The following is a 21197-nucleotide window of genomic DNA, read 5'->3' on the forward strand; positions in this document are numbered from 1 at the left end:
CCTCCCGCCGCCGGATTCTTGCCGACGGTCGCTGTGTCGGTGATGGCAGTCAACGTTGTTGACCAAGTCAACGATAGATCGATGACAATGTCAACGATCTCGTCTAGCTTGGCAGCGATAGGCTTTATTGGCAGAGGTTGGCGATGACCGAGAAGCTCAGGACTGCGAGGCCATTGCCGCCGGAGGCGGCGGTCGATGCCGAGCTGGCGCCGATCACCGCGATGATGTCGTCGCGGCTGATGGTGCTGGCGAATCTGCTCAGGCGCGGTGCACTGCTGCGCTACAAGCGCCTGACCGGCCTGTCCTCGGTCGAGTTCGGCCTGGTTGCCTCGCTCGGCCGGCGTCCGCCGATGAGCGTGGTGCGGCTTGCCGAAGCCGTCGGCATGGACAAGGGCCAGATCAGCCGGGCGCTCGCCGAGCTCGTCGCGCGCAAGCTGGTCGCCAAGGCCGCCAACCCGCGTGACAATCGGGAAACACTTGTCTCCCTCACCAAAGCCGGGCTCGCCGCCCATGACACCATTGTGGCCGGCGCGCAGGAGCGAAACCGGCGCCTGCTGGAACAGCTCGGCCCGCAGGATCTTGAGTTGCTGCTCGGACATATCGACCGGCTGACGCTGACCGCGGCGGAGATGCTCGCTGCCGAAAGGGAGCTGGGCTGATATGGGGAGAGCGCAGGGCACCGGGTGGCCGGCGCAGCGTTGCCTATTGGAGCAGCGCATCCGCCCGACGAGGCCATCAGCCCGCGGCAAGGGGCGGTAAAAGCGTCAAAATAGCTTGTCTTGCGCCCCCTGTTGCGCTGCGCTAAAGCCTCAAGAACAATTCCAATCAACGAATCTGCGGCGCGTCCGAAACCGCAGCAAGAAGGCCTCGCCGATGACCGGCATCCTGCAGAATTATCTCCCACTTGTGGTCTTTATCGGGGTCGCGAGCCTGATCGGGCTGGCGCTCCTGATCGCGCCGTTCCTGGTCGCGTTCCAGTCGCCGGATCCGGAAAAGCTGTCCGCCTATGAATGCGGATTCAACGCTTTTGACGACGCCCGCATGAAGTTCGACGTCCGCTTCTACCTGGTGGCGATCCTCTTCATCATCTTCGATCTCGAAGTGGCGTTCTTGTTCCCCTGGGCCGTGGCGTTCGGAAAACTGGGCGCGACCGGCTTCTGGTCGATGATGGTGTTCCTGGCCGTGCTGACGGTCGGGTTCGCGTATGAATGGAAGAAAGGCGCGCTCGAATGGGATTGAGCCCCACCGCCGCATCCTCGCAGCCGGCGATTGCGCAAGCTCCGAGAGGCATTCTCGATCCGTCGACCGGCAAGCCGGTCGGCGCCAATGATCCGTTTTTCCTCGAGGTCAATCACGAGCTGTCCGACAAGGGCTTCTTCGTCGCGGCGGCCGACGACCTCATCACCTGGGCGCGCACCGGCTCCCTGATGTGGATGACCTTCGGTCTCGCCTGCTGCGCGGTCGAGATGATGCAGGTCTCGATGCCGCGCTACGACGTCGAGCGCTTCGGCTTTGCACCGCGTGCCTCGCCGCGGCAGTCCGACGTGATGATCGTTGCGGGCACGCTGACCAACAAGATGGCGCCCGCGCTGCGCAAGGTCTACGACCAGATGCCGGAGCCGCGCTACGTCATCTCGATGGGCTCCTGCGCCAATGGCGGCGGCTACTACCACTATTCGTACTCGGTGGTGCGCGGTTGCGACCGCATCGTGCCGATCGACATCTACGTGCCGGGCTGTCCGCCCACGGCGGAAGCGCTGCTCTACGGCGTGCTGCTGCTGCAGAAGAAGATCCGCCGTATCGGCACTATCGAACGCTAAGGTTTCAGGCATGGACGACGGCAAGCTCGACGCCCTTGGGCAGACGATCGTGAGCGCGCTTCCGGGCGCCGCCACGGCGCACTCGGTCGCGTTCAATCAACTCACTATCGACGTCGAGATTGGCAGAATCGTGGACGTCGTCACTTTTCTGCGTGACGATCCCAACTGCCGCTTCGTCAACTTCACCGATGCGACGGCGGTCGACTATCCGAGCCGCGAAAGGCGCTTCGATGTCGTCTATCATCTGCTGTCGCCGACGCTGAACACGCGCATCCGAGTACGCGGCCAGGCCGACGAGACCACGCAGGTCCCATCGATCATCGGCGTCTTCCCCGGCGCCGACTGGTTCGAGCGCGAGACCTACGACCTCTACGGCGTGATCTTCATCGGCCACCCCGACATGCGCCGCCTGCTGACGGATTACGGCTTCGACGGCCATCCGCTGCGCAAGGATTTCCCGCTGACCGGCTTCGTCGAGGTTCGCTACGACGACCAGGAGAAGCGGGTGCTGTACGAGCCGGTCCGGCTCAACCAGGAATTCCGCAAGTTCGATTTCCTGTCTCCGTGGGAGGGGGCCGATTACCCCTTGCCGGGTGACGAAAAGGCGAAGGCGGAACCGAAGGCCTGATCATGAACGAACAGAATCTTCGTAATTTCACCATCAACTTTGGGCCGCAGCATCCGGCCGCCCACGGCGTGCTTCGTTTGGTGCTCGAATTGGACGGCGAAGTCGTCGAGCGCGTCGATCCGCATATCGGGCTGCTTCACCGCGGCACCGAGAAGCTGATCGAGCACAAGACCTATCTGCAGGCGATCCCGTATTTCGACCGGCTCGACTATGTCGCGCCGATGAACCAGGAGCATGCGTTCTGCCTCGCGGCCGAAAAGCTGCTCGGCATCACGGTGCCGCGCCGCGGTCAGCTGATCCGCGTGCTGTATTGCGAGATCGGCCGCATTCTCTCCCATCTGCTCAATGTCACCACGCAGGCGATGGACGTCGGCGCGCTGACCCCGCCGCTGTGGGGCTTCGAAGAGCGCGAGAAGCTGATGGTGTTCTACGAGCGTGCCTCGGGCTCGCGCATGCACGCGGCGTTCTTCCGCGTCGGCGGCGTGCACCAGGATCTGCCGCCAAAGCTGATCGACGATATCGAGGCGTGGTGCGATCCGTTCCTCAAGGTCGTCGACGACCTCGACACGCTGCTCACCGGCAACCGCATCTTCAAGCAGCGCAACGTCGATATCGGCGTGGTGCCGCTGAAGGAGGCCTGGGAGTGGGGCTTCTCCGGCGTGATGGTGCGCGGTTCGGGCGCGGCCTGGGACCTGCGCAAGTCGCAGCCCTATGAGTGCTACGCCGAAATGGATTTCGACATTCCAATCGGCAAGAACGGCGACTGCTACGACCGCTACCTGATCCGCATGGAAGAGATGCGCCAGTCGGTGCGCATCATGAAGCAGTGCATCCAGAAGCTGAAGGCTGCGGACGGGCAGGGCCCGGTCGTGGTCGAGGACAATAAGATCGCGCCGCCGCGTCGCGGCGACATGAAGCGCTCGATGGAAGCGCTGATCCATCACTTCAAGCTCTACACCGAAGGCGTGCACGTGCCGGCCGGTGAGGTCTACGCCGCGGTCGAGGCGCCGAAGGGCGAGTTCGGCGTCTATCTCGTCGCCGACGGCACCAACAAGCCCTACAAGTGCAAAATCCGCGCGCCGGGCTTCGCCCATCTGCAGGCGATGGATCACATCTGCAAGGGCCATCTGCTGGCCGACGTTTCCGCCATCCTTGGCTCGCTGGACATCGTGTTCGGCGAGGTCGACCGGTGATGATGTCCGCATCCGCACCGCCCGCAATGAGAGTTTGATCGATGTCCGTCCGCCGCCTTGCCCCGAAGGAATTGCAGCCCGCGAGCTTCACGTTCACGGACGAGAATCTCGCCTGGGCCAAGAAGCAGATCGAGAAGTATCCGCCGGGCCGTCAGGCCTCGGCTGCGATCGCGATTCTGTGGCGCGTGCAGGAGCAGCATGACGGCTGGGTCTCGGAAGCGGCGATCCGCGCCGTCGCCGACCTGCTCGAGATGCCGCATATCCGCATGCTGGAGATCGCGACCTTCTACACCATGTTCCAGCTCTCGCCGGTCGGAAAGAAGGCGCATGTCCAGGTCTGCGGCACCACGCCGTGCCGGCTGCGCGGCGCCGCCGACCTGATCGAGGTGTGCCAGCATCGCATCCATCACGATCCCTTCCAGCTGTCGAAGGACGGCAACTTCTCGTGGGAAGAGGTCGAGTGCCTAGGGGCCTGCGTGAACGCGCCGATGGTGCTGATCTGGAAGGACACCTATGAGGACCTGACCAAGGAAAGCTTCGGCAAGGTGCTCGACGGCTTTGCCGCCGGCAATCCGCCGAAGCCGGGCCCGCAGGTCGACCGTCAGTTCTCGGCCCCCGCAGGCGGGCCGACGACGCTGAAGGAAACCACCTGATGGGGGGCTTTCAGGTGCAGGCAAACGGGCAGGAAAACAAGGTGGGGAGGGGCGCTGCGATGAAGGCCTGGCGCACGATCGCCCTGCATACCACTGTCGCGGCCGGCTTCATGTTCCTGCTGCAACGTTACGGCCTGAGCGCGACGCTGGAATCCAGCCTGTTGTGGGCCATCGTGTTCGGCGGCTGTGCCGCCGGGCTCGCTTACTCCCAAGCCAATCGGTGATGTTCGGAAAGTTTTGAGCATGCTCGACGACAAGGACCGCATCTTCAAGAACCTCTACGGCCAGCATGATTGGGGCCTCGAGGGCGCGCGCCGCAGGGGCGCCTGGGATGGCACCAAGGGGATCATCGACAAGGGCCGCGACTGGATCATCAACGAGATGAAGGCCTCGGGCCTGCGCGGCCGCGGCGGTGCGGGCTTCCCGACCGGCATGAAGTGGTCCTTCATGCCCAAGGAGTCCAAGGACGGCCGTCCGAGCTATCTCGTCGTCAACGCGGACGAGTCGGAGCCCGGCACCTGCAAGGACCGCGAGATCATGCGGCACGATCCGCATCTCCTGGTCGAAGGCTGCCTGCTCGCGAGCTTCGCGATGGGCGCGCATGCCTGCTACATCTATATCCGCGGCGAGTTCATCCGCGAGCGCGAGCGCCTTCAGGCCGCGATCGACCAGGCCTATGAGGCCAAGCTGGTCGGCAAGGACAACATCAACGGCTGGCCGTTCGACATCTATGTCGCGCACGGCGCCGGCGCCTATATCTGCGGCGAGGAAACCGCGCTGCTCGAAAGTCTTGAGGGCAAGAAGGGCCAGCCGCGGCTGAAGCCGCCGTTCCCGGCCAATGTCGGTCTCTATGGCTGCCCGACCACCGTCAACAACGTCGAGTCGATTGCGGTCGCGCCCGACATCCTGCGCCGCGGCGCCGCCTGGTTCGCCGCCATCGGCCGGCCGAACAATGTCGGCACCAAGCTGTTCTGCATCTCCGGTCACGTCGAGCGGCCCTGCAACGTCGAAGAGGCGATGGGGATTCCGTTCCGCGAGCTGATCGAGAAGCATTGCGGCGGCATTCGCGGCGGCTGGGACAATCTGAAGGCGGTCATCCCCGGCGGCTCGTCGGTGCGCATGGTGCCGGCCGACCAGATCATCGACACGCCGATGGATTTCGACAGCCTGAGCAAGCTGCGCTCGGGCCTCGGCACCGCGGCCGTGATCGTGATGGACAAGTCGACCGACCTGATCCGGGCGATCGCACGCATCTCCTATTTCTACAAGCATGAGAGCTGCGGCCAGTGCACGCCGTGCCGCGAGGGCACCGGCTGGATGTGGCGCGTCTTGACCCGCATGGCCGACGGCCGCGCCCACAAGCGCGAGATCGACATGCTGCTCGAGGTCACCAAGCAGGTCGAGGGCCACACCATCTGCGCGCTCGGCGACGCCGCGGCGTGGCCGATCCAGGGTCTGATTGCGCATTTCCGTCACGAGATCGAAGAGCGCATCGATCAGTATTCGCACAAGGCCGATCTCGACGATCAGGGCGTTCGTGATCCCGTCCATATGGTCGCGGCGGAGTAGAGAAGAGACATGAGCAAGATCATCGTCGATGGCAAAGAGATCGATGTGCCGCCGGAGTACACGCTGCTGCAGGCGTGCGAGGCGGCCGGCGCCGAGATTCCGCGCTTCTGCTATCACGAGCGGCTGTCGATCGCCGGCAATTGCCGGATGTGCCTGGTCGAGGTGAAGGGCGGCCCGAAGCCGGTCGCGAGCTGCGCCTGGGCCGTGCGCGACTGCCGTCCGGGCCCGAAGGGTGAGCCGCCTGAGATTTCGACCCGTTCGCCGATGGTGAAGAAGGCGCGCGAAGGCGTGATGGAATTCCTGCTGATCAACCATCCGCTGGACTGCCCGATCTGCGACCAGGGCGGCGAGTGCGACTTGCAGGACCAGGCGATGGGCTATGGCGTGGACACCAGCCGTTTCGCCGAGAACAAGCGCGCGGTCGAGGACAAGTATCTCGGCGCGCTGGTCAAGACCTCGATGAACCGCTGCATCCAGTGCACGCGCTGCGTCCGCTTCTCCGCCGAAGTCTGCGGCGCGCCGGAAATGGGAGCGACCGGGCGCGGCGAGGATATGGAGATCACCACCTATCTGGAGCAGGCGCTGAGCTCCGAGCTGCAGGGCAACCTCGTCGACATCTGCCCGGTCGGTGCGCTGACCTCGAAGCCCTATGCCTTCGCGGCGCGCCCCTGGGAGCTCGGCAAGACGCAGTCGGTCGACGTCATGGACGGCGTCGGCTCGGCGATCCGTGTCGACACCCGCGGCCGCGAGGTGATGCGCATCCTGCCGCGCATCAACGAGGCGGTGAACGAGGAGTGGATCTCCGACAAGACCCGCCACGTCGTCGACGGCCTGCGCACGCAGCGCCTCGACCGTCCCTATGTGCGCGAGAACGGCCAGCTCAAGCCGGCGACCTGGCAGGAAGCCTTTGCTGCCATCGCCGCCAAGGCCGGCCGCACCGACGGCAAGCGTATCGGCGCGATCGCGGGCGATCTTGCCGCGGTCGATGAGATGTATGCGCTGAAGGAGCTGCTCGCGAAGTTCGGCTCGGTCAATCTGGCGGTGCAGGGCGGCGATGCGTTCGACGCCAAGGCCGGCCGCGGCTCCTACATCTTCAACCCGACGATTGCCGGCATCGACCAGGCCGACGCGATCCTGATCATCGGCTCGCACCCGCGCAAGGAAGCTGCCGTGCTGAACGCGCGGATCCGCAAGCGCTGGCGCACCGGCGGGCTCAAGGTCGGCATGATCGGCTCGAAGGCCGATTTCACCTATGAGCATGACTATCTCGGCGCTGGCACCGATACGCTGGCCGATCTCGTGGCCGGCAAGCACTCCTTTGCCGACGTGCTGAAGAACGCCAAGAACCCGATCATCCTGGTCGGCGCCGGCGCCTACACCAGGCATGACGGCGCGGCGGTGCTGGCGCAGGCGGCCAAGCTCGCCGTCGACGTCGGTGCGCTGAAGGACGGCTGGAACGGCTTTGCCGTGCTGCAGGACACCGCCTCGCGCGCCGGCGCGCTCGATGTCGGCTTCTCGCCTTCGGCCGGCGGCCTTACCACGGCGCAGATGACGACCTTCGGCACCCTCGACGTGCTGTTCCTGCTCGGCGCCGACGAGATCAAGGCGCCGGATGGCACCTTCGTGGTCTATATCGGCACCCATGGCGACCAGGGCGCGCACCGCGCCGACGTCATCCTGCCGGGCGCCGCCTATACCGAGAAGTCCGGCATCTACGTCAACACCGAGGGCCGGGCCCAGATCGCCAACCGCGCCGCGTTCCCGCCGGGCGAAGCCCGCGAGGACTGGGCGATCATCCGCGCGCTGTCCGACGTGCTCGGCAAGAAACTGCCGTTCGACTCGCTGCAGGCGCTGCGCCAGGCGATGTTCAAGAGCTATCCGCATCTGATGCGGCTCGACCAGATCGAGGTCGGCAAGGCCGACGACGTCAAGGCGCTGGCCGGCAAGGGCGGCAGCGTCGACAAGGCGGCATTCAAGCCGACCGTCGAGGATTTCTATCTGACCAACCCGATCGCGCGGGCTTCTGCCGTGATGGCGGAATGCTCGCGGCTGGCGTCGGGGCGAATGCTGACGGCAGCGGAGTGAGCGTGACCTGATGGCTGAATTCTTCGCAAGCGCGTTCTGGACCGGCTTCCTCTGGCCGCTGATCATCATGGTCGCGGAGAGCCTGTTGCTGCTCGTCGTGCTGCTGATCGCGATCGCCTACATCCTGCTCGCCGACCGCAAGATCTGGGCGGCGGTGCAGATCCGCCGCGGCCCCAACGTGGTCGGCCCGTTCGGATTGCTGCAATCCTTCGCTGACCTCTTGAAATTCGTGCTGAAGGAGCCGGTGATTCCGTCGGGCTCCAACAAGGGCGTGTTCCTGCTGGCGCCGCTGGTCTCGTGCATCCTGGCGCTCGCCGCCTGGGCCGTGATCCCGTTCAATCTCGGCTGGGTGATCTCCGACATCAATGTCGGCATCCTCTACATCTTCGCGATCTCCTCGCTGTCGATCTACGGCATCATCATGGCCGGCTGGTCGTCGAACTCGAAGTATCCGTTCCTGGCCGCGCTGCGTTCGGCGGCGCAGATGGTGTCCTACGAGGTCTCGATCGGCTTCGTCATCATCACCGTGCTGCTCTGCGTCGGCTCGCTGAACCTGTCGGCGGTGGTTGAGGCCCAGAACACCCGTGGGCTCGCGCACCTGATCGGTCTGCCGCAGCTCACCATCCTGAACTGGTATGTGTGGCCGCTGTTCCCGATGTTCGTGGTATTCTACGTCTCGGCGCTGGCGGAAACCAACCGTCCGCCGTTCGACCTGGTCGAAGCGGAGTCCGAGCTCGTCGCCGGCTTCATGACCGAATACGGCTCGACGCCGTATCTCTTGTTCATGCTCGGCGAGTATGTCGCGATCACCACGATGTGCGCGCTGGCGTCGATCCTGTTCCTGGGCGGCTGGCTGCCGCCGGTCAATCTGCCGCCGTTCACCTGGATTCCGGGCATCGTCTGGTTCGCCCTGAAGGTGTTCTTCATGTTCTTCATGTTCGCGATGGCGAAGGCGATCGTGCCGCGCTACCGCTACGATCAACTGATGCGGCTCGGCTGGAAGGTGTTCCTGCCGCTGTCGCTGGCGATGGTGGTGATCGTGGCCGGTGTGCTGCAGTTCGCCGGCATCGCGCCGAAGTGAGGTCGTCATGAGTGTCAACGTCAACGCAACAGCCCGCTCGCTTCTGCTCTCGGAATTCGTCTCGGCGTTCGTTCTCGCCATGCGCTATTTCTTCAAGCCGAAGCCGACGCTGAATTATCCCTTCGAGAAGGGGCCGATCTCGCCGCGCTTCCGCGGCGAGCACGCGCTGCGCCGCTATCCGAACGGCGAAGAACGCTGCATCGCCTGCAAGCTGTGCGAGGCGATCTGCCCGGCGCAGGCGATCACGATCGAGGCCGGCCCGCGCCGTAACGACGGCACCCGCCGCACGGTGCGCTACGACATCGACATGGTGAAGTGCATCTATTGCGGCCTGTGCCAAGAGGCATGCCCGGTGGACGCCATCGTCGAGGGACCGAATTTCGAATTCGCGACCGAGACCCGCGAGGAACTCTACTATGACAAGGCGAAGCTGCTCGCCAATGGCGACCGCTGGGAGCGCGAGATTGCGAAGTCGATCGCGCTCGACGCGCCGTACCGGTGAGGTGAGGGCATGATCCTTCCGGCGCTGTTCTTCTATCTGTTTGCCGCGGCCTGCGTGGCCTCGGCGGTCATGGTGATTGTCTCGCGCAATCCCGTGCACTCCGTGCTGTACCTGATCCTGGCCTTCGTCAACGCCTCGGGCCTGTTCATCCTGATGGGCGCCGAGTTCCTCGGGATGATGCTGATCGTCGTCTATGTCGGCGCCGTCGCGGTGCTGTTCCTGTTCGTGATCATGATGCTCGACGTCGACTTCGTCGAACTGCGCGAGGGCTTCATGCAGTACCTGCCGATCGGTATCGTGATCGGCGGCATCTTCCTGTTCGAGCTGCTGCTGGTGGTCGGCGCCTGGGTGATCAACCCGTCCGTGACCAAGACGATCACGGCGGCGATCCCGACCAATGTCAGCAACACCGAGGCGCTCGGCCTCGTGCTCTACACGAAGTACATCCATTACTTCCAGCTCGCCGGCATGGTGCTGCTGGTCGCGATGATCGGCGCCATCGTGCTGACGCTGCGCCACAAGGCCAACGTCAAGCGGCAGAACATCAACGTGCAGAACGCGCGCACGCCCGAGATTGCGATGGCGATGCGCAAGGTGGCGTCGGGGCAGGGCCTGCAGGATGCCGATGCGGCGGAGTGGGTGAAATGACGATCGGGCTAGGGCACTATCTGGCGGTCGGCGCGATCCTGTTCACGCTCGGGATCCTCGGCATCTTCCTGAACCGCAAGAACATCATCGTCATCCTGATGTCGATCGAGCTGATCCTGCTCTCGGTCAACATCAACCTGGTGGCGTTCTCGACCTTCCTCGGCGACATCGTCGGCCAGGTGTTCGCGCTGCTGGTGCTGACGGTGGCGGCGGCCGAGGCCGCGATCGGCCTCGCGGTGCTGGTGGTGTATTTCCGCAACCGCGGTTCGATCGCGGTTGAAGACGTCAATCTGATGAAGGGCTAATCCGGCGATGATACAGGCAATCGTATTTCTGCCTCTGCTGGGAGCCATTCTCGCGGGGATCATCTCGCTGGTCGGCGCGCATGCGCGCTGCCCGAGCGGCGACACCGTCGACCATCACGACGACGCGCATGGCGACGCTCATGCCTTGTCGGCCCATGACGACCACGGCCACGACGACCACGGCCACGACGACCATGGCCATGACGACCACCATGTCGCCGAGCCGCCGGCAGCCGGCTCCCGGCTGGCCGAGCTGATCACCACGGGCTTGCTGTTCGTCTCGGCGGCGCTGTCCTGGTTCACGCTGGTCGATGTCGGCTTCATGCACCATGACGCGCGCGTCGTGCTGCTGCCCTGGATCACCTCGGGCGACCTGCAGGTCGCCTGGACGCTGCGGGTCGACACCCTGACCGCGGTGATGCTGGTCGTGGTCAACACGGTGTCCGCGCTCGTCCACCTCTATTCCATCGGTTACATGGACGAGGACCCGAACCGGCCGCGCTTCTTCGGCTATCTTTCGCTGTTCACCTTCGCGATGCTGATGCTGGTGACCTCGGACAACCTCGTGCAGCTGTTCTTCGGCTGGGAGGGCGTCGGTCTCGCGAGCTACCTCCTGATCGGCTTCTGGTACCAGAAGCCGTCGGCCAATGCGGCGGCGATCAAGGCCTTCGTGGTCAACCGCGTCGGCGACTTCGGCTTCGCGCTCGGTATCTTCGCGATCTTCGCGCTGGTCGGCTCGACTGACTTCGAGACCATCTTCCATGCCGCGCCCGGGCTGACCGGCAAGACCATCGACTTCTTCGGTTGGCACCCCGACGCGCTGACGCTGACCTGTCTGTTCCTGTTCATGGGCGCGATGGGCAAATCCGCCCAGTTCCTGCTGCACACCTGGTTGCCGGACGCGATGGAAGGCCCGACCCCGGTGTCGGCGCTGATCCACGCCGCGACCATGGTTACCGCCGGCGTCTTCATGGTGGCGCGGCTGTCGCCGCTGTTCGAGCTGTCGCCGACCGCGCAGGCGGTGGTGATGTTCTTCGGCGCGACCACGGCGTTCTTCGCCGCCACGATCGGCCTCGTGCAGAACGACATCAAGCGCATCGTCGCGTACTCGACCTGTTCCCAGCTCGGCTACATGTTCGTGGCGATGGGAGCGGGGGCCTATTCGGTCGGCATGTTCCACCTGTTCACGCACGCCTTCTTCAAGGCGCTGCTGTTCCTGGGCTCCGGCTCGGTGATCTACGCGATGCACCACGAGCAGGACATCCGCAACATGGGTGGCCTGTGGCGCAAGATACCGTACACGTTCGCGGTGATGTGCATCGGCACCCTGGCGCTGACCGGCTTCCCTCTGTTTGCCGGCTACTTCTCCAAGGACGCGATCATCGAGGCGGCCTATGCCGCGCACAACCCGTTCGCGACCTACGCCTATCTCTTGACCATCGTGGCTGCCGGCCTGACCTCGTTCTACTCCTGGCGCCTGATCTTCAAGACGTTCTTCGGCGAGCCGCACGACCAGAAGCACTACGAGGCCGCGCATGAGAGCCCGGTCTGGATGCTGGTGCCGATCGGCGTGCTTGCCGCCGGCTCGATCCTGGCGGGCCTGCCGTTCAAGGAAGTGTTCGCCAGCCCGCACGGCGTCGAGGAGTTCTTCCGCGAGTCCGTGAAGATGAACCCGCACATCCTCGAGGACATGGAGCACATGCCGAGCTGGCTCGCGCCGCTGCCCACCGTGATGATGGCGCTCGGCCTGTTCATCTCGTACCTGTTCTACATCCGCAGGCCGTATCTGCCGGTCGAGCTCGCGAACCAGCAGCCGATGCTGTACCAGTTCCTGCTCAACAAATGGTACTTCGACGAGCTGTACGACTGGATCTTCGTGCGCCCGGCGAAGTGGCTCGGTTACACGCTGTGGAAGAAGGGCGATGGCTTCGTCATCGACGGCTTCGGTCCGGACGGCGTCTCGGCCCGTGTGCTCGACGTCACCCGCAACGTCGTCAAATTGCAGACCGGCTACCTCTATCACTACGCGTTCGCGATGCTGATCGGGGCCGCTGGATTGATCACCTGGTTCATGTTCGGCTTGGGAGGCCAGTAAATGACAACCTGGCCCATCCTTTCCGTCACGACCTTCCTGCCGGCGGTCGGCGCGATCCTGGTCTACCTCTTGGCGCGGGGCGGCGACGAGACCGCGAGCCGCACGGCGCGCTGGATCGCGCTGTGGACCACGCTGATCACCTTCGCGGTGTCGCTGATCCTGGTCGCGCGCTTCGATCCGGCCTCGACCGACTTCCAATTCGTCGAGAAGACGTCCTGGCTCGCCACCGGCATCACCTATCACATGGGCATCGACGGCATCTCGCTGCCGCTGATTATCCTGACCACCGCGATCATGCCGCTCTGCATCATCGCGAGCTGGAAGTCGGTGACGCAGCGCGTCAGCGAATACATGATGGCGTTCCTGATCCTGGAAACGCTGATGGTCGGCACCTTCTCGGCGCTCGACCTCGTGCTGTTCTATCTGTTCTTCGAGGGCGGCCTGATTCCGATGTTCCTGATCATCGGCGTCTGGGGCGGCCCGCGCCGGGTCTATGCCTCGTTCAAGTTCTTCCTCTACACGTTCCTCGGTTCCGTGCTGATGCTGCTCGCCATCATGGCGCTGTACTGGAACGCCGGCACGACCGATATCCCGACCCTGATGCACACCGCGGTGCCGCGCTCGTTGCAGACCTGGGCGTGGCTCGCCTTCTTCGCCTCGTTCGCGGTGAAGATGCCGATGTGGCCGGTGCACACCTGGCTGCCTGACGCGCATGTCGAGGCGCCGACGGCGGGCTCGGTGATCCTGGCCGCGATCCTCCTGAAGATGGGCGGCTACGGCTTCCTGCGCTTCTCGCTGCCGATGTTCCCGCTGGCCTCGCACGACTTCGCGCCGTTCGTGTTCACGCTGTCCGTCATCGCCATCATCTACACCTCGCTGGTGGCGATGATGCAGGAGGACATGAAGAAGCTGATCGCGTACTCCTCCGTCGCGCATATGGGCTTCGTCACCATGGGCATCTTCGCGGTGACCACGCAGGGCGTCGCCGGCGGCATGTTCCAGATGGTCTCGCACGGCATCGTCTCCGGCGCGCTGTTCCTCTGCGTCGGCATCGTCTACGACCGCATGCACACCCGCGAGATCGCGGCCTATGGCGGCCTCGTCAACCGGATGCCGCTCTACGCGATGACCTTCATGGTCTTCACCATGGCCAATGTCGGTCTGCCGGGCACGAGCGGATTCGTCGGCGAGTTCATGACGTTGCTCGGCACCTTCAAGATCTCGCTGCCGACGGCGTTCTTCGCCACCACGGGCGTGATCCTGTCGGCCTGCTACGCGCTCTGGCTCTACCGCAAGGTGGTGTTCGGCGCGCTGGTCAAGCCGTCGCTGATGTCGATCAAGGATCTGACATTCCGCGAATGCGTGACGCTGTTCCCGCTGATCGCGCTGACCATCCTGTTCGGCGTCTATCCGAAGCCGGTGCTCGACATGTCGGCCGCCTCGGTGCAGCAGCTCGTCAACAATTACAACACCGCCGTGACTGCCGTGAAGGCAGCCGCGCTGGTTACGCAGTAAGGCCGCCGCCATGAGCTTTTCCAGTGCAGGTTATCAGTTGCAGCCGGTGCTGCCGGAGCTGGTGCTCGCGGTCGGCGCCATGGTGCTGTTGATGATCGGAGCCTACCGCGGGCAGGGGACGACCCGGCTGATCACCGCGCTCGCGGTGTGTCTCCTGGTCCTGACCGGCGTGCTCGAGCTCTGGCTGCCGGTCGGCAAGCTCGTCACCTTCGGCGGCAGCTTCATCGTCGACGACTTCGCCCGCTTCCTGAAGATCCTCGCTTTGATCGCCTCGGCGGCAACGCTGATCCTGTCGACCGAGTACCTGTCCCAGCCGTCGACCCGCAATTTCGAGTTCTCGATCCTGGTGCTGCTGTCGACGCTCGGCATGATGGTGCTGATCTCGGCCGGCGACCTGATCTCGCTCTATCTGGGCCTCGAGCTGATGAGCCTTGCGCTCTACGTCGTCGCCGCCAGCCAACGTGACAATGCCAAGTCGAGCGAAGCCGGCCTGAAGTATTTCGTGCTCGGCGCGCTGTCGTCGGGCATGCTGCTCTACGGCGCCTCGCTGATCTACGGCTTCACCGGTACCGTCAGCTTCGCCGGCATCGCGGCGGCCGCGACCACCGGCAGCATCGGCATCGTGTTCGGCCTGGTGTTCCTGCTCGCCGGCCTCTGCTTCAAGGTCTCGGCGGTGCCGTTCCATATGTGGACGCCCGACGTCTATGAGGGCGCACCGACGCCGGTGACGGCGTTCTTCGCCTCAGCCCCGAAGGTCGCGGCGCTCGCCGTGTTCACCCGCGCGACGCTGACCGCGTTCCCGGGCATCGTTACCCAGTGGCAGCAGATTCTGGTGTTCGTGGCGATCGCCTCGATGGCGCTGGGCTCGTTCGCCGCGATCGGCCAGTCCAATATCAAGCGGCTGATGGCCTATTCCTCGATCGGCCATATGGGCTTTGCGCTGGTCGGCCTCGCCTCCGGCACGGTCGAGGGCGCGCAGGGCGTCTTGATCTACATCGCGATCTATGTCGCGATGACGCTCGGCACCTTCTCGATCATCCTTGCCATGAAGCGCAACGGCCAGGCGCTGGAGCAGATCAGTGATTTCGCCGGCCTGTCCCGCACCAACCCGCTGATTGCCTTCGTCTTCGCGATGCTGCTGTTCTCGCTGGCCGGCGTGCCGCCGCTCGCCGGCTTCTTCGGCAAATGGTACGTGTTCGTCGCCGCGATCAAGGCCAATCTGTTCACGCTCGCGGTGATCGGCGTGCTGACCAGCGTGGTGGGCGCGTTCTATTATCTGTCGATCGTCAAGGTGATGTATTTCGACCAGCCGCTCGGCAAGCTCGACCCGGTCCGCGTCGAGCTGCGCACCGTGCTGGCGGTCGCTGGCATCTTCAACATCTTCTTCTTCGCCTATCCGGGCCCGCTGGTGAGTGTGGCCACGGCGGCGGCGAAGTCGCTGTTCTAACGCGCATGATCCCGAAAACAGGACGCTGGCTTTCGGATCGGATCATGCGCATAACCTCACTATGACCTTCACGCTCGGACCCCGGGCCATTGCGGCGGGCTACAAGCTCGCCGCCTTCGATCAGATCGGCTCGACCAATGCCGAGGCGATGCTGCGCGCGCGCGATGGCGAGCGCGGGCCGATGTGGTTCGTGACGCCGGAGCAGACCGCTGGCCGCGGACGCCGTCAGCGGGTATGGGTCGCGCCGCGCGGCAATCTCGCCAGCAGCATTCTCGAGGTGACCGGCGTTCAGCCGGCGGTTGCCGCGACGCTCGGCTTTGCCGCTGGGCTGTCGCTCGAAGCCGCGTTGCGGAAGGTCAGCATCGAGGCGGCGCTGCGGCTCGGGCCGGACAGCCCGAAATTCACCCTGAAATGGCCGAACGACGTGCTGGCCAACGGCAAGAAGCTCTCGGGCATCCTGCTGGAGGCCGAGGCGGTCGGCGACCGGCTTGCGGTCGTCGTCGGCATCGGCACCAACGTCATTGCGGCGCCCGAGGGCACGCCGACGCCTGCGGTATCGCTCGCTGCGCTCGGCATTCAGATCGGTGCGGAAGAGCTGTTTGTGGCATTGTCGGATGCTTGGGTCGAGTTTCGCGGCATCTGGGACGATGGCCGCGGCTTCCCGGAGATCCGCAGGCTGTGGCTGGAGCGCGCGGCCGGCCTCGGCGACAAGGTCGCGGTCCAGACCGGCGCGGCGACCGTTGAAGGTACCTTTGACACCATCGACGACACCGGCTGCCTGATCGTCCGCACCGCGGCCGGGCAGCGCTTGCCTGTAACGGCCGGCGAGGTCTATTTCGGCACTGCAGCCACAGTGAGGGCCAACTGATGGCGCGACCTGACGAGCTTACCTTTGCACCGCTCGGCGGCGTCGGCGAGATCGGCATGAATTTGTCGATCTATGGTCTCGGCAACCGCCACCAGCGCTCGTTCCTCGCGGTCGATCTCGGCGTCTCCTTCGGCGACGAGGAGCATCTGCCGGGGATCGACCTGATCATGCCGGATGTGCGTTTTCTCGAGAAGGAGCGCAACAATCTGATGGGCCTCGTGCTGACGCACGCCCATGAGGACCATTTCGGTGCGATCATCGATCTCTGGCCGAAGCTCGGCTGCAAGATCTACGCGACGCAATTCAGCGCGGCGCTGTTCGAGGCCAAATGCGCCGCCGAGCGCAATCCGCCGAAGATCCCGATCACCGTGATCCCGTCGGGCGGGCGGGTCGATATCGGCCCGTTCAATGTCGAGTTCATCCCGGTCGCGCATTCGATTCCGGAATCGCACGCGCTTGCGATCAAGACCGATGTCGGCACCGTGCTGCATACCGGCGACTGGAAGATCGATCCGACCCCGATCATCGGGCTGCCGACGGACGAGCGGCGGCTGCGCGAGCTCGGTGACGAAGGCGTGCTGGCGCTGGTCGGCGATTCCACCAACGCGGTGCGCGACGGGCGCTCGCCCTCGGAGACCGAGGTTGCCGCCACCATCAAGAAGCTGGTCAAGGCGGCCAAGGGCCGGGTCGCCGTCACGACCTTCGCCTCCAATGTCGCCCGCGTGAGGGCGGTGGCGGACGCCGCGAACGCCGCCGATCGCGAGGTCGTCGTGGTCGGCCGCGCCATGGAGCGCGTGGTGCAGGTGGCGCGCGAGTGCGGCTATCTCGACGGCTCGCACAAGTTCCGCAGCACCGACTATTACGGCCACTTCCCGCCCGACAAGGTGCTGGCGCTGTGCACCGGCAGCCAGGGTGAACCCCGCGCCGCGTTGGCTCGGATCGCCAACAACGACCACCCGCAGGTGACCCTGAACAGGGGCGACACCGTGATCTTCTCCTCCCGCACCATTCCCGGCAACGAGAAGGCGGTCGGCGGCATCATCAACGGGCTGGTGACGCAGGGCGTGGAAATCATCACCGACCGCGAGCATCTGGTGCATGTCTCCGGCCATCCGCGCCGTGACGAGCTGCGCGACATGATCTCCTGGGTGCGGCCGCAGCTCCTGATCCCCGTGCATGGCGAGGCGCTGCATCTCGCCGAGCACGCCAAGCTGGCGCGCGCCGCGGGTGTCCCAAAAGTCCTGACCTGCCGCAACGGCGACCTCGTCAAGCTCGGGCCCGGTGATCCCGGCATCGTCGGCGAAGTGCCGTCGGGGCGGCTCTACAAGGACGGAACCATCCTGGAGGATTCCAAGTCGCGCGCCGTGGTCGAGCGGCGGCGGATGGGTTTTGCCGGGTGCGCCTTCGTTGCCGTTGCCATGACCGCGCAGGGCGAGATGGTCGACGATCCCGAGGTTGATCTCGTCGGCATGCCGGAGAAAAATGCCGCGGGCGAATTGTTCGACGACATTGTGTTCGATGTCGTGGTATCGACGATCGAGGGCCTGCCCCGGCCGCGGCGCCGCGATCCGGACGCACTCGGGGAATCGGTGCGCCGCGCGGTGCGGGCCGCGCTGAACGAGCAGTGGGGCAAGAAGCCGATCTGCGTCGTGCACGTTCTGACGGTCTGATACACGCCTTTAAGGCGTGCGCAACGACAAAGGGAGAGAGAGATATGCTGGGCCGGCTCAATCATGTCGCCATCGCGGTCAAGGACGCCAGGCAGGCCGCCAAGATCTACGGCACGGCCTTCAATGCCGAGATTTCCGACGCGGTGCCGCTGCCGGAGCATGGCGTCATCACCGTGTTCGTGACGCTGCCCAACACCAAGATCGAGTTCATCGAGCCGCTCGGCGAGGCCTCGCCGATCGCGAAGTTCGTCGAGCGCAACGCCGATGGCGGCATCCACCATGTCTGCTACGACGTGCCTGACATCATCGCCGCCCGCGACCGCATGATCGCCGAGGGCGCGCGGGTGCTGGGCGACGGCCAACCGAAGATCGGCGCGCACGGCAAGCCGGTGCTGTTCTTCCACCCCAAGGACTTTTCCGGCGCCCTGGTCGAGATCGAGCAGGCCTGAGCCCACATGGCGTACCAGATCACCACCGGGCTTGCGATCTACTTCGTCCTTTGGTGGCTCGTGCTGTTCCTGACGTTGCCGTTCGGCATACGCAGCCAGCACGAGGACGGCGTCGGTGCGCCCGGCACCGATCCCGGTGCACCGATCATGGCGCGAATGGGCCGCAAGCTGTTGTGGACCACGCTGATCTCGGCCGTGATCTTCGCGATCGGCATGTGGGCCTATTATGCCGGCTATCTCTCGATCGAGCGGCTGTCGAAGCTGATGGGGATGCCGTTCTAGGACCAATCCACATTCAGGATTCCCATAGCTGAATGATGCTGAATCAATGCGTTCCGAACCTTTTGATTCGGAGCGGACTGATGGGTGTGAAGCGCTATGAGCTAAGCGAGGCACAATGGGCTCGGATTGCACCTATGCTGCCAGGCAAGGTAGGTGATCCCGGCCGCAGCGGTGTTGACAACCGCTTGTTCGTGAACGGGGTTTTGTGGGTTCTACGGTCCGGTGCCAACTGGCAGCACCTGCCGGAGCGCTATGGCAAGTGGAAGAGCGTACACGCGCGTTTCACTCGCTGGGCCAAGGCCGGCGTATGGGAGAAGGTGTTTGCCGAACTGATCAAGGATCGCGACAACAAATACCTGATGCTCGACACCACTCTGGTTCGTGTCCACCAGCAGGCCGCGAGCGGAAAAGGGGGGCCAAAACTCAGGAGTTGGGGCGTTCCCGAGGTGGATTGACGACCAAGATCCATATGCTCTGCGACAGCCTCGGTCGGCCGCTGCGCTTCATGCTCACCGCCGGCCAACGACACGACAACCTCACTGCAAAAGCCCTGCTCGAGGGCTTCAACGCCGAGGCCGTGCTCGCCGACAAGGCCTACGACAACAACGATCTACGCACGACCATCGCAGACATGAACGCTGAAGCGGTAATCCCCTCAACCCGTTCTCGTAAGGTCCCCATCCCGCACGACGAGACGATCTACAAGCTACGCAACCGCATCGAGCGCTGCTTCAACAAGCTCAAACACTTCCGCCGCTTCGCCACGCGATATGACCGACGAGCTGACTACTTCCTCGCCTTCGTCCACCTCGCCGCAATCTGCATTTGGCTCCGTTGAATGTGGATTCGTCCTAGTGCACTGGTCTCGTGAACGGCGCAGTTAGGTTTGCTCCGGCCGAAACCATTCGGGTGAAGGGCCCGAGATTGCCTCGACCTCGGGCACGAAGCTGCGATCGAGCGCTGCGACGAGCGTTGCCAGATTGTCGACGATTTGCGTCCACCGCTCGGCGCTGCCGATCTGAAACTGGCTCGGCAACTCGATCCCTCTCACTTCGCCGCGGACCGCGTGGCGCGAGGCATGGAGCGGCAGCGTGGCCTTGAAGCCGTGCCCGTTCACCATGCCGATCACCTGCATGAAGGCCGCGACCGAACTGTTCCAGCTGCCAACATCGACCTGGAGCCTGACAGTGAGATTGCCCGGCGTGCGCCGCTGTAGCCTGAATGATCCGCTCTCGCCGCGGCAATCGTAGCCGAGTGGCGTGAAGGCCCGAACGAGATCAGGCTTCTTGGGGCCGGCGCTCGGGCTCCCGCCGGGGGGTGTCGCAGCCACGTTCTCGACCTGATGTGGCAGATCGTGCGGAAGTGTATCGAGCAGCTCGGTCATCTTCGCCCGATGCCCACGCACGACCGTGCGGATGGCGTCGTCCATGTCCGGAGCTAAACCGCCGGGGGACACGGCAGCCGCCGCTGTAGCGGCGGGTGCAGCGACCATCGGGACCTGCACCGTCTTTCGCAGCTTGCCGCAGGCCGACAGCAGGGCTGCGACATCGGCAGGAGGGGCCGGCAATTTCTTGGCCTGCGGATCGGCTTCGACGATACGTAGCGCCGCCAGCGACCGCTGCCGCCCATTCACCCACCACTTGTCTTGCACGCTGATGCCGGGCGAGGTCGGATGTCCGGCGCCGATGTCGACGCCGGCGCGCATCAGGCTCCGGAGAGTCTGAAGGTCAGGCTGAGCGGGCAGCTGCGGACCGTCCGAAAAGCCAGGCGCCGAGAAATGCAGGTTGATGGCATGGCACGGAAATGACTTCGGGACGCCCTGTGCGATCTCCCTGAGGACCGCGAAGTCGATCGCCTCGACCACGCCGCTCTCGGTCACGTTCGACAGCAAGCGCGCTTCCGCCCTGCCTGGACCAATCGAGCCGGTCGTCCGCACGAAGCGCTCCAACTCCGGCCAGCGCTTGACCACCCTGGCGATGCTGGAAATGCGCTTCGTCCCCGCAATCGCTTGCACGGCAGCGATCTCGGTACTGAGTGGCGGATCGGACAGCCTGAAGTGTACCGTCGGCTCGCCCAACCCGGCGGCAAGGAAGCCTGTGTGGACCTGCTCGACGATATCGACGAGCGGGTCCTTGCGGCTGGCAGCGAATACCGAGAACACGGCGACGAGCACTGGAGCGTCCTCCACTCGGAAATCCATCGTGCGTTCTGAAACAACACCAGCGGGGTGGGGTCTGATCGATCCGTGGCTTCGGGGCGTTCCTCTGGGGCATTGCGGCGCGTCCCGTCGCCTGCGATTGTGGGCGTCAACCGGACCGTCGGCTCTTGCGGCATCGTGTCCGGAATAGCACAACGAGCGGCCAATGGCTCGGGCTTAAGTATTGGGG

The 21197-nt window shown here is 64.6% G+C and carries 22 protein-coding genes; 21 read left to right on the top strand and 1 reads right to left on the bottom strand.

The annotated features are described in order from the left end of the window. The first annotated feature begins 143 nt into the window (after nucleotides 1-143). The 21 genes from AAFG07_RS20455 (at nucleotide 144) to AAFG07_RS20555 (ending at nucleotide 19648) form a co-directional block, all read left to right on the top strand. Nucleotides 144-659, top strand: coding sequence for a MarR family transcriptional regulator (locus AAFG07_RS20455; RefSeq protein WP_342728806.1), 516 nt, complete (start codon nucleotides 144-146; stop codon nucleotides 657-659). Between the two features lie 214 nt (nucleotides 660-873). Then, a complete protein-coding gene (locus AAFG07_RS20460; protein WP_018271860.1) occupies nucleotides 874-1239 on the top strand; it encodes an NADH-quinone oxidoreductase subunit A in 366 nt (121 codons plus the stop codon). Next, on the top strand, nucleotides 1236-1820 hold the full coding sequence (locus AAFG07_RS20465; RefSeq protein WP_171948160.1) for an NADH-quinone oxidoreductase subunit B: 585 nt from the start codon (nucleotides 1236-1238) through the stop codon (nucleotides 1818-1820). The genes AAFG07_RS20460 and AAFG07_RS20465 overlap by 4 nt, the downstream gene beginning before the upstream one ends. 10 nt (nucleotides 1821-1830) lie before the next feature. Further along, nucleotides 1831-2448, top strand: coding sequence for an NADH-quinone oxidoreductase subunit C (locus AAFG07_RS20470; protein WP_342728808.1), 618 nt, complete (start codon nucleotides 1831-1833; stop codon nucleotides 2446-2448). 2 nt (nucleotides 2449-2450) lie between these two features. Continuing rightward, nucleotides 2451-3641 carry an NADH-quinone oxidoreductase subunit D gene (locus tag AAFG07_RS20475; protein WP_092114645.1) on the top strand — a complete coding sequence of 397 codons (1191 nt, stop codon included), beginning with the start codon at nucleotides 2451-2453 and terminating at the stop codon, nucleotides 3639-3641. A gap of 41 nt (nucleotides 3642-3682) precedes the next feature. Further along, nucleotides 3683-4294 carry an NADH-quinone oxidoreductase subunit NuoE gene (gene nuoE, locus AAFG07_RS20480; protein ID WP_029080758.1) on the top strand — a complete coding sequence of 204 codons (612 nt, stop codon included), beginning with the start codon at nucleotides 3683-3685 and terminating at the stop codon, nucleotides 4292-4294. Then, on the top strand, nucleotides 4294-4518 hold the full coding sequence (locus tag AAFG07_RS20485) for a hypothetical protein (RefSeq protein WP_176531012.1): 225 nt from the start codon (nucleotides 4294-4296) through the stop codon (nucleotides 4516-4518). The genes nuoE and AAFG07_RS20485 overlap by 1 nt, the downstream gene beginning before the upstream one ends. Nucleotides 4519-4537: 19 nt before the next feature. Continuing rightward, complete coding sequence (nuoF, locus tag AAFG07_RS20490; RefSeq protein ID WP_342728809.1) at nucleotides 4538-5863, top strand: NADH-quinone oxidoreductase subunit NuoF; 1326 nt, start codon at nucleotides 4538-4540, stop codon at nucleotides 5861-5863. A gap of 9 nt (nucleotides 5864-5872) precedes the next feature. After that, nucleotides 5873-7948, top strand: coding sequence for an NADH-quinone oxidoreductase subunit NuoG (nuoG, locus tag AAFG07_RS20495; RefSeq protein ID WP_342728810.1), 2076 nt, complete (start codon nucleotides 5873-5875; stop codon nucleotides 7946-7948). A gap of 10 nt (nucleotides 7949-7958) precedes the next feature. Then, nucleotides 7959-9029 carry an NADH-quinone oxidoreductase subunit NuoH gene (gene nuoH / locus AAFG07_RS20500; protein WP_298369394.1) on the top strand — a complete coding sequence of 357 codons (1071 nt, stop codon included), beginning with the start codon at nucleotides 7959-7961 and terminating at the stop codon, nucleotides 9027-9029. 7 nt (nucleotides 9030-9036) lie between these two features. Beyond that, entirely contained in the window at nucleotides 9037-9531 is a 495-nt protein-coding gene (gene nuoI / locus AAFG07_RS20505) for an NADH-quinone oxidoreductase subunit NuoI (protein ID WP_097673576.1), read from the top strand. Between the two features lie 9 nt (nucleotides 9532-9540). Further along, entirely contained in the window at nucleotides 9541-10179 is a 639-nt protein-coding gene (locus AAFG07_RS20510; RefSeq protein ID WP_342711418.1) for an NADH-quinone oxidoreductase subunit J, read from the top strand. After that, the gene (gene nuoK / locus AAFG07_RS20515) at nucleotides 10176-10484 is read left to right on the top strand and encodes an NADH-quinone oxidoreductase subunit NuoK (RefSeq protein WP_027537255.1); all 309 of its coding nucleotides are present in this window, start codon (nucleotides 10176-10178) and stop codon (nucleotides 10482-10484) included. Before AAFG07_RS20510 ends, nuoK begins: the two co-directional genes overlap by 4 nt. Nucleotides 10485-10491: 7 nt before the next feature. Next, nucleotides 10492-12579 carry an NADH-quinone oxidoreductase subunit L gene (nuoL, locus tag AAFG07_RS20520; protein WP_342728811.1) on the top strand — a complete coding sequence of 696 codons (2088 nt, stop codon included), beginning with the start codon at nucleotides 10492-10494 and terminating at the stop codon, nucleotides 12577-12579. Beyond that, nucleotides 12580-14094 carry an NADH-quinone oxidoreductase subunit M gene (locus tag AAFG07_RS20525; protein WP_342728812.1) on the top strand — a complete coding sequence of 505 codons (1515 nt, stop codon included), beginning with the start codon at nucleotides 12580-12582 and terminating at the stop codon, nucleotides 14092-14094. Between the two features lie 10 nt (nucleotides 14095-14104). After that, nucleotides 14105-15541 carry an NADH-quinone oxidoreductase subunit NuoN gene (nuoN, locus tag AAFG07_RS20530; RefSeq protein WP_342728813.1) on the top strand — a complete coding sequence of 479 codons (1437 nt, stop codon included), beginning with the start codon at nucleotides 14105-14107 and terminating at the stop codon, nucleotides 15539-15541. Nucleotides 15542-15602: 61 nt separating this feature from the next. Further along, complete coding sequence (locus AAFG07_RS20535; RefSeq protein WP_342728816.1) at nucleotides 15603-16409, top strand: biotin--[acetyl-CoA-carboxylase] ligase; 807 nt, start codon at nucleotides 15603-15605, stop codon at nucleotides 16407-16409. After that, nucleotides 16409-18079, top strand: a complete 1671-nt coding sequence (locus AAFG07_RS20540; protein WP_342728817.1) for a ribonuclease J — start codon at nucleotides 16409-16411, stop codon at nucleotides 18077-18079. Before AAFG07_RS20535 ends, AAFG07_RS20540 begins: the two co-directional genes overlap by 1 nt. A 44-nt stretch (nucleotides 18080-18123) precedes the next feature. After that, nucleotides 18124-18528, top strand: a complete 405-nt coding sequence (gene mce, locus AAFG07_RS20545) for a methylmalonyl-CoA epimerase (protein WP_092114633.1) — start codon at nucleotides 18124-18126, stop codon at nucleotides 18526-18528. A 6-nt stretch (nucleotides 18529-18534) separates the two neighbouring features. Continuing rightward, entirely contained in the window at nucleotides 18535-18810 is a 276-nt protein-coding gene (locus AAFG07_RS20550) for a DUF1467 family protein (protein ID WP_212314852.1), read from the top strand. 86 nt (nucleotides 18811-18896) lie between these two features. Continuing rightward, a protein-coding gene (locus tag AAFG07_RS20555) for an IS5 family transposase (protein WP_342729200.1) occupies nucleotides 18897-19648 on the top strand; the annotation gives its coding sequence in 2 pieces (ribosomal slippage) (nucleotides 18897-19227 and nucleotides 19227-19648; 753 coding nt in all). A 42-nt stretch (nucleotides 19649-19690) separates the two neighbouring features. On the opposite strand, the gene AAFG07_RS20560 is transcribed toward AAFG07_RS20555, so the two are convergent. Next, the gene (locus tag AAFG07_RS20560) at nucleotides 19691-20998 is read right to left on the bottom strand and encodes a hypothetical protein (RefSeq protein ID WP_342728818.1); all 1308 of its coding nucleotides are present in this window, start codon (nucleotides 20996-20998) and stop codon (nucleotides 19691-19693) included. Nucleotides 20999-21197: the final 199 nt, after the last annotated feature.

The organism is Bradyrhizobium sp. B097 (genome assembly GCF_038957035.1).
Lineage (GTDB): Bacteria > Pseudomonadota > Alphaproteobacteria > Rhizobiales > Xanthobacteraceae > Bradyrhizobium.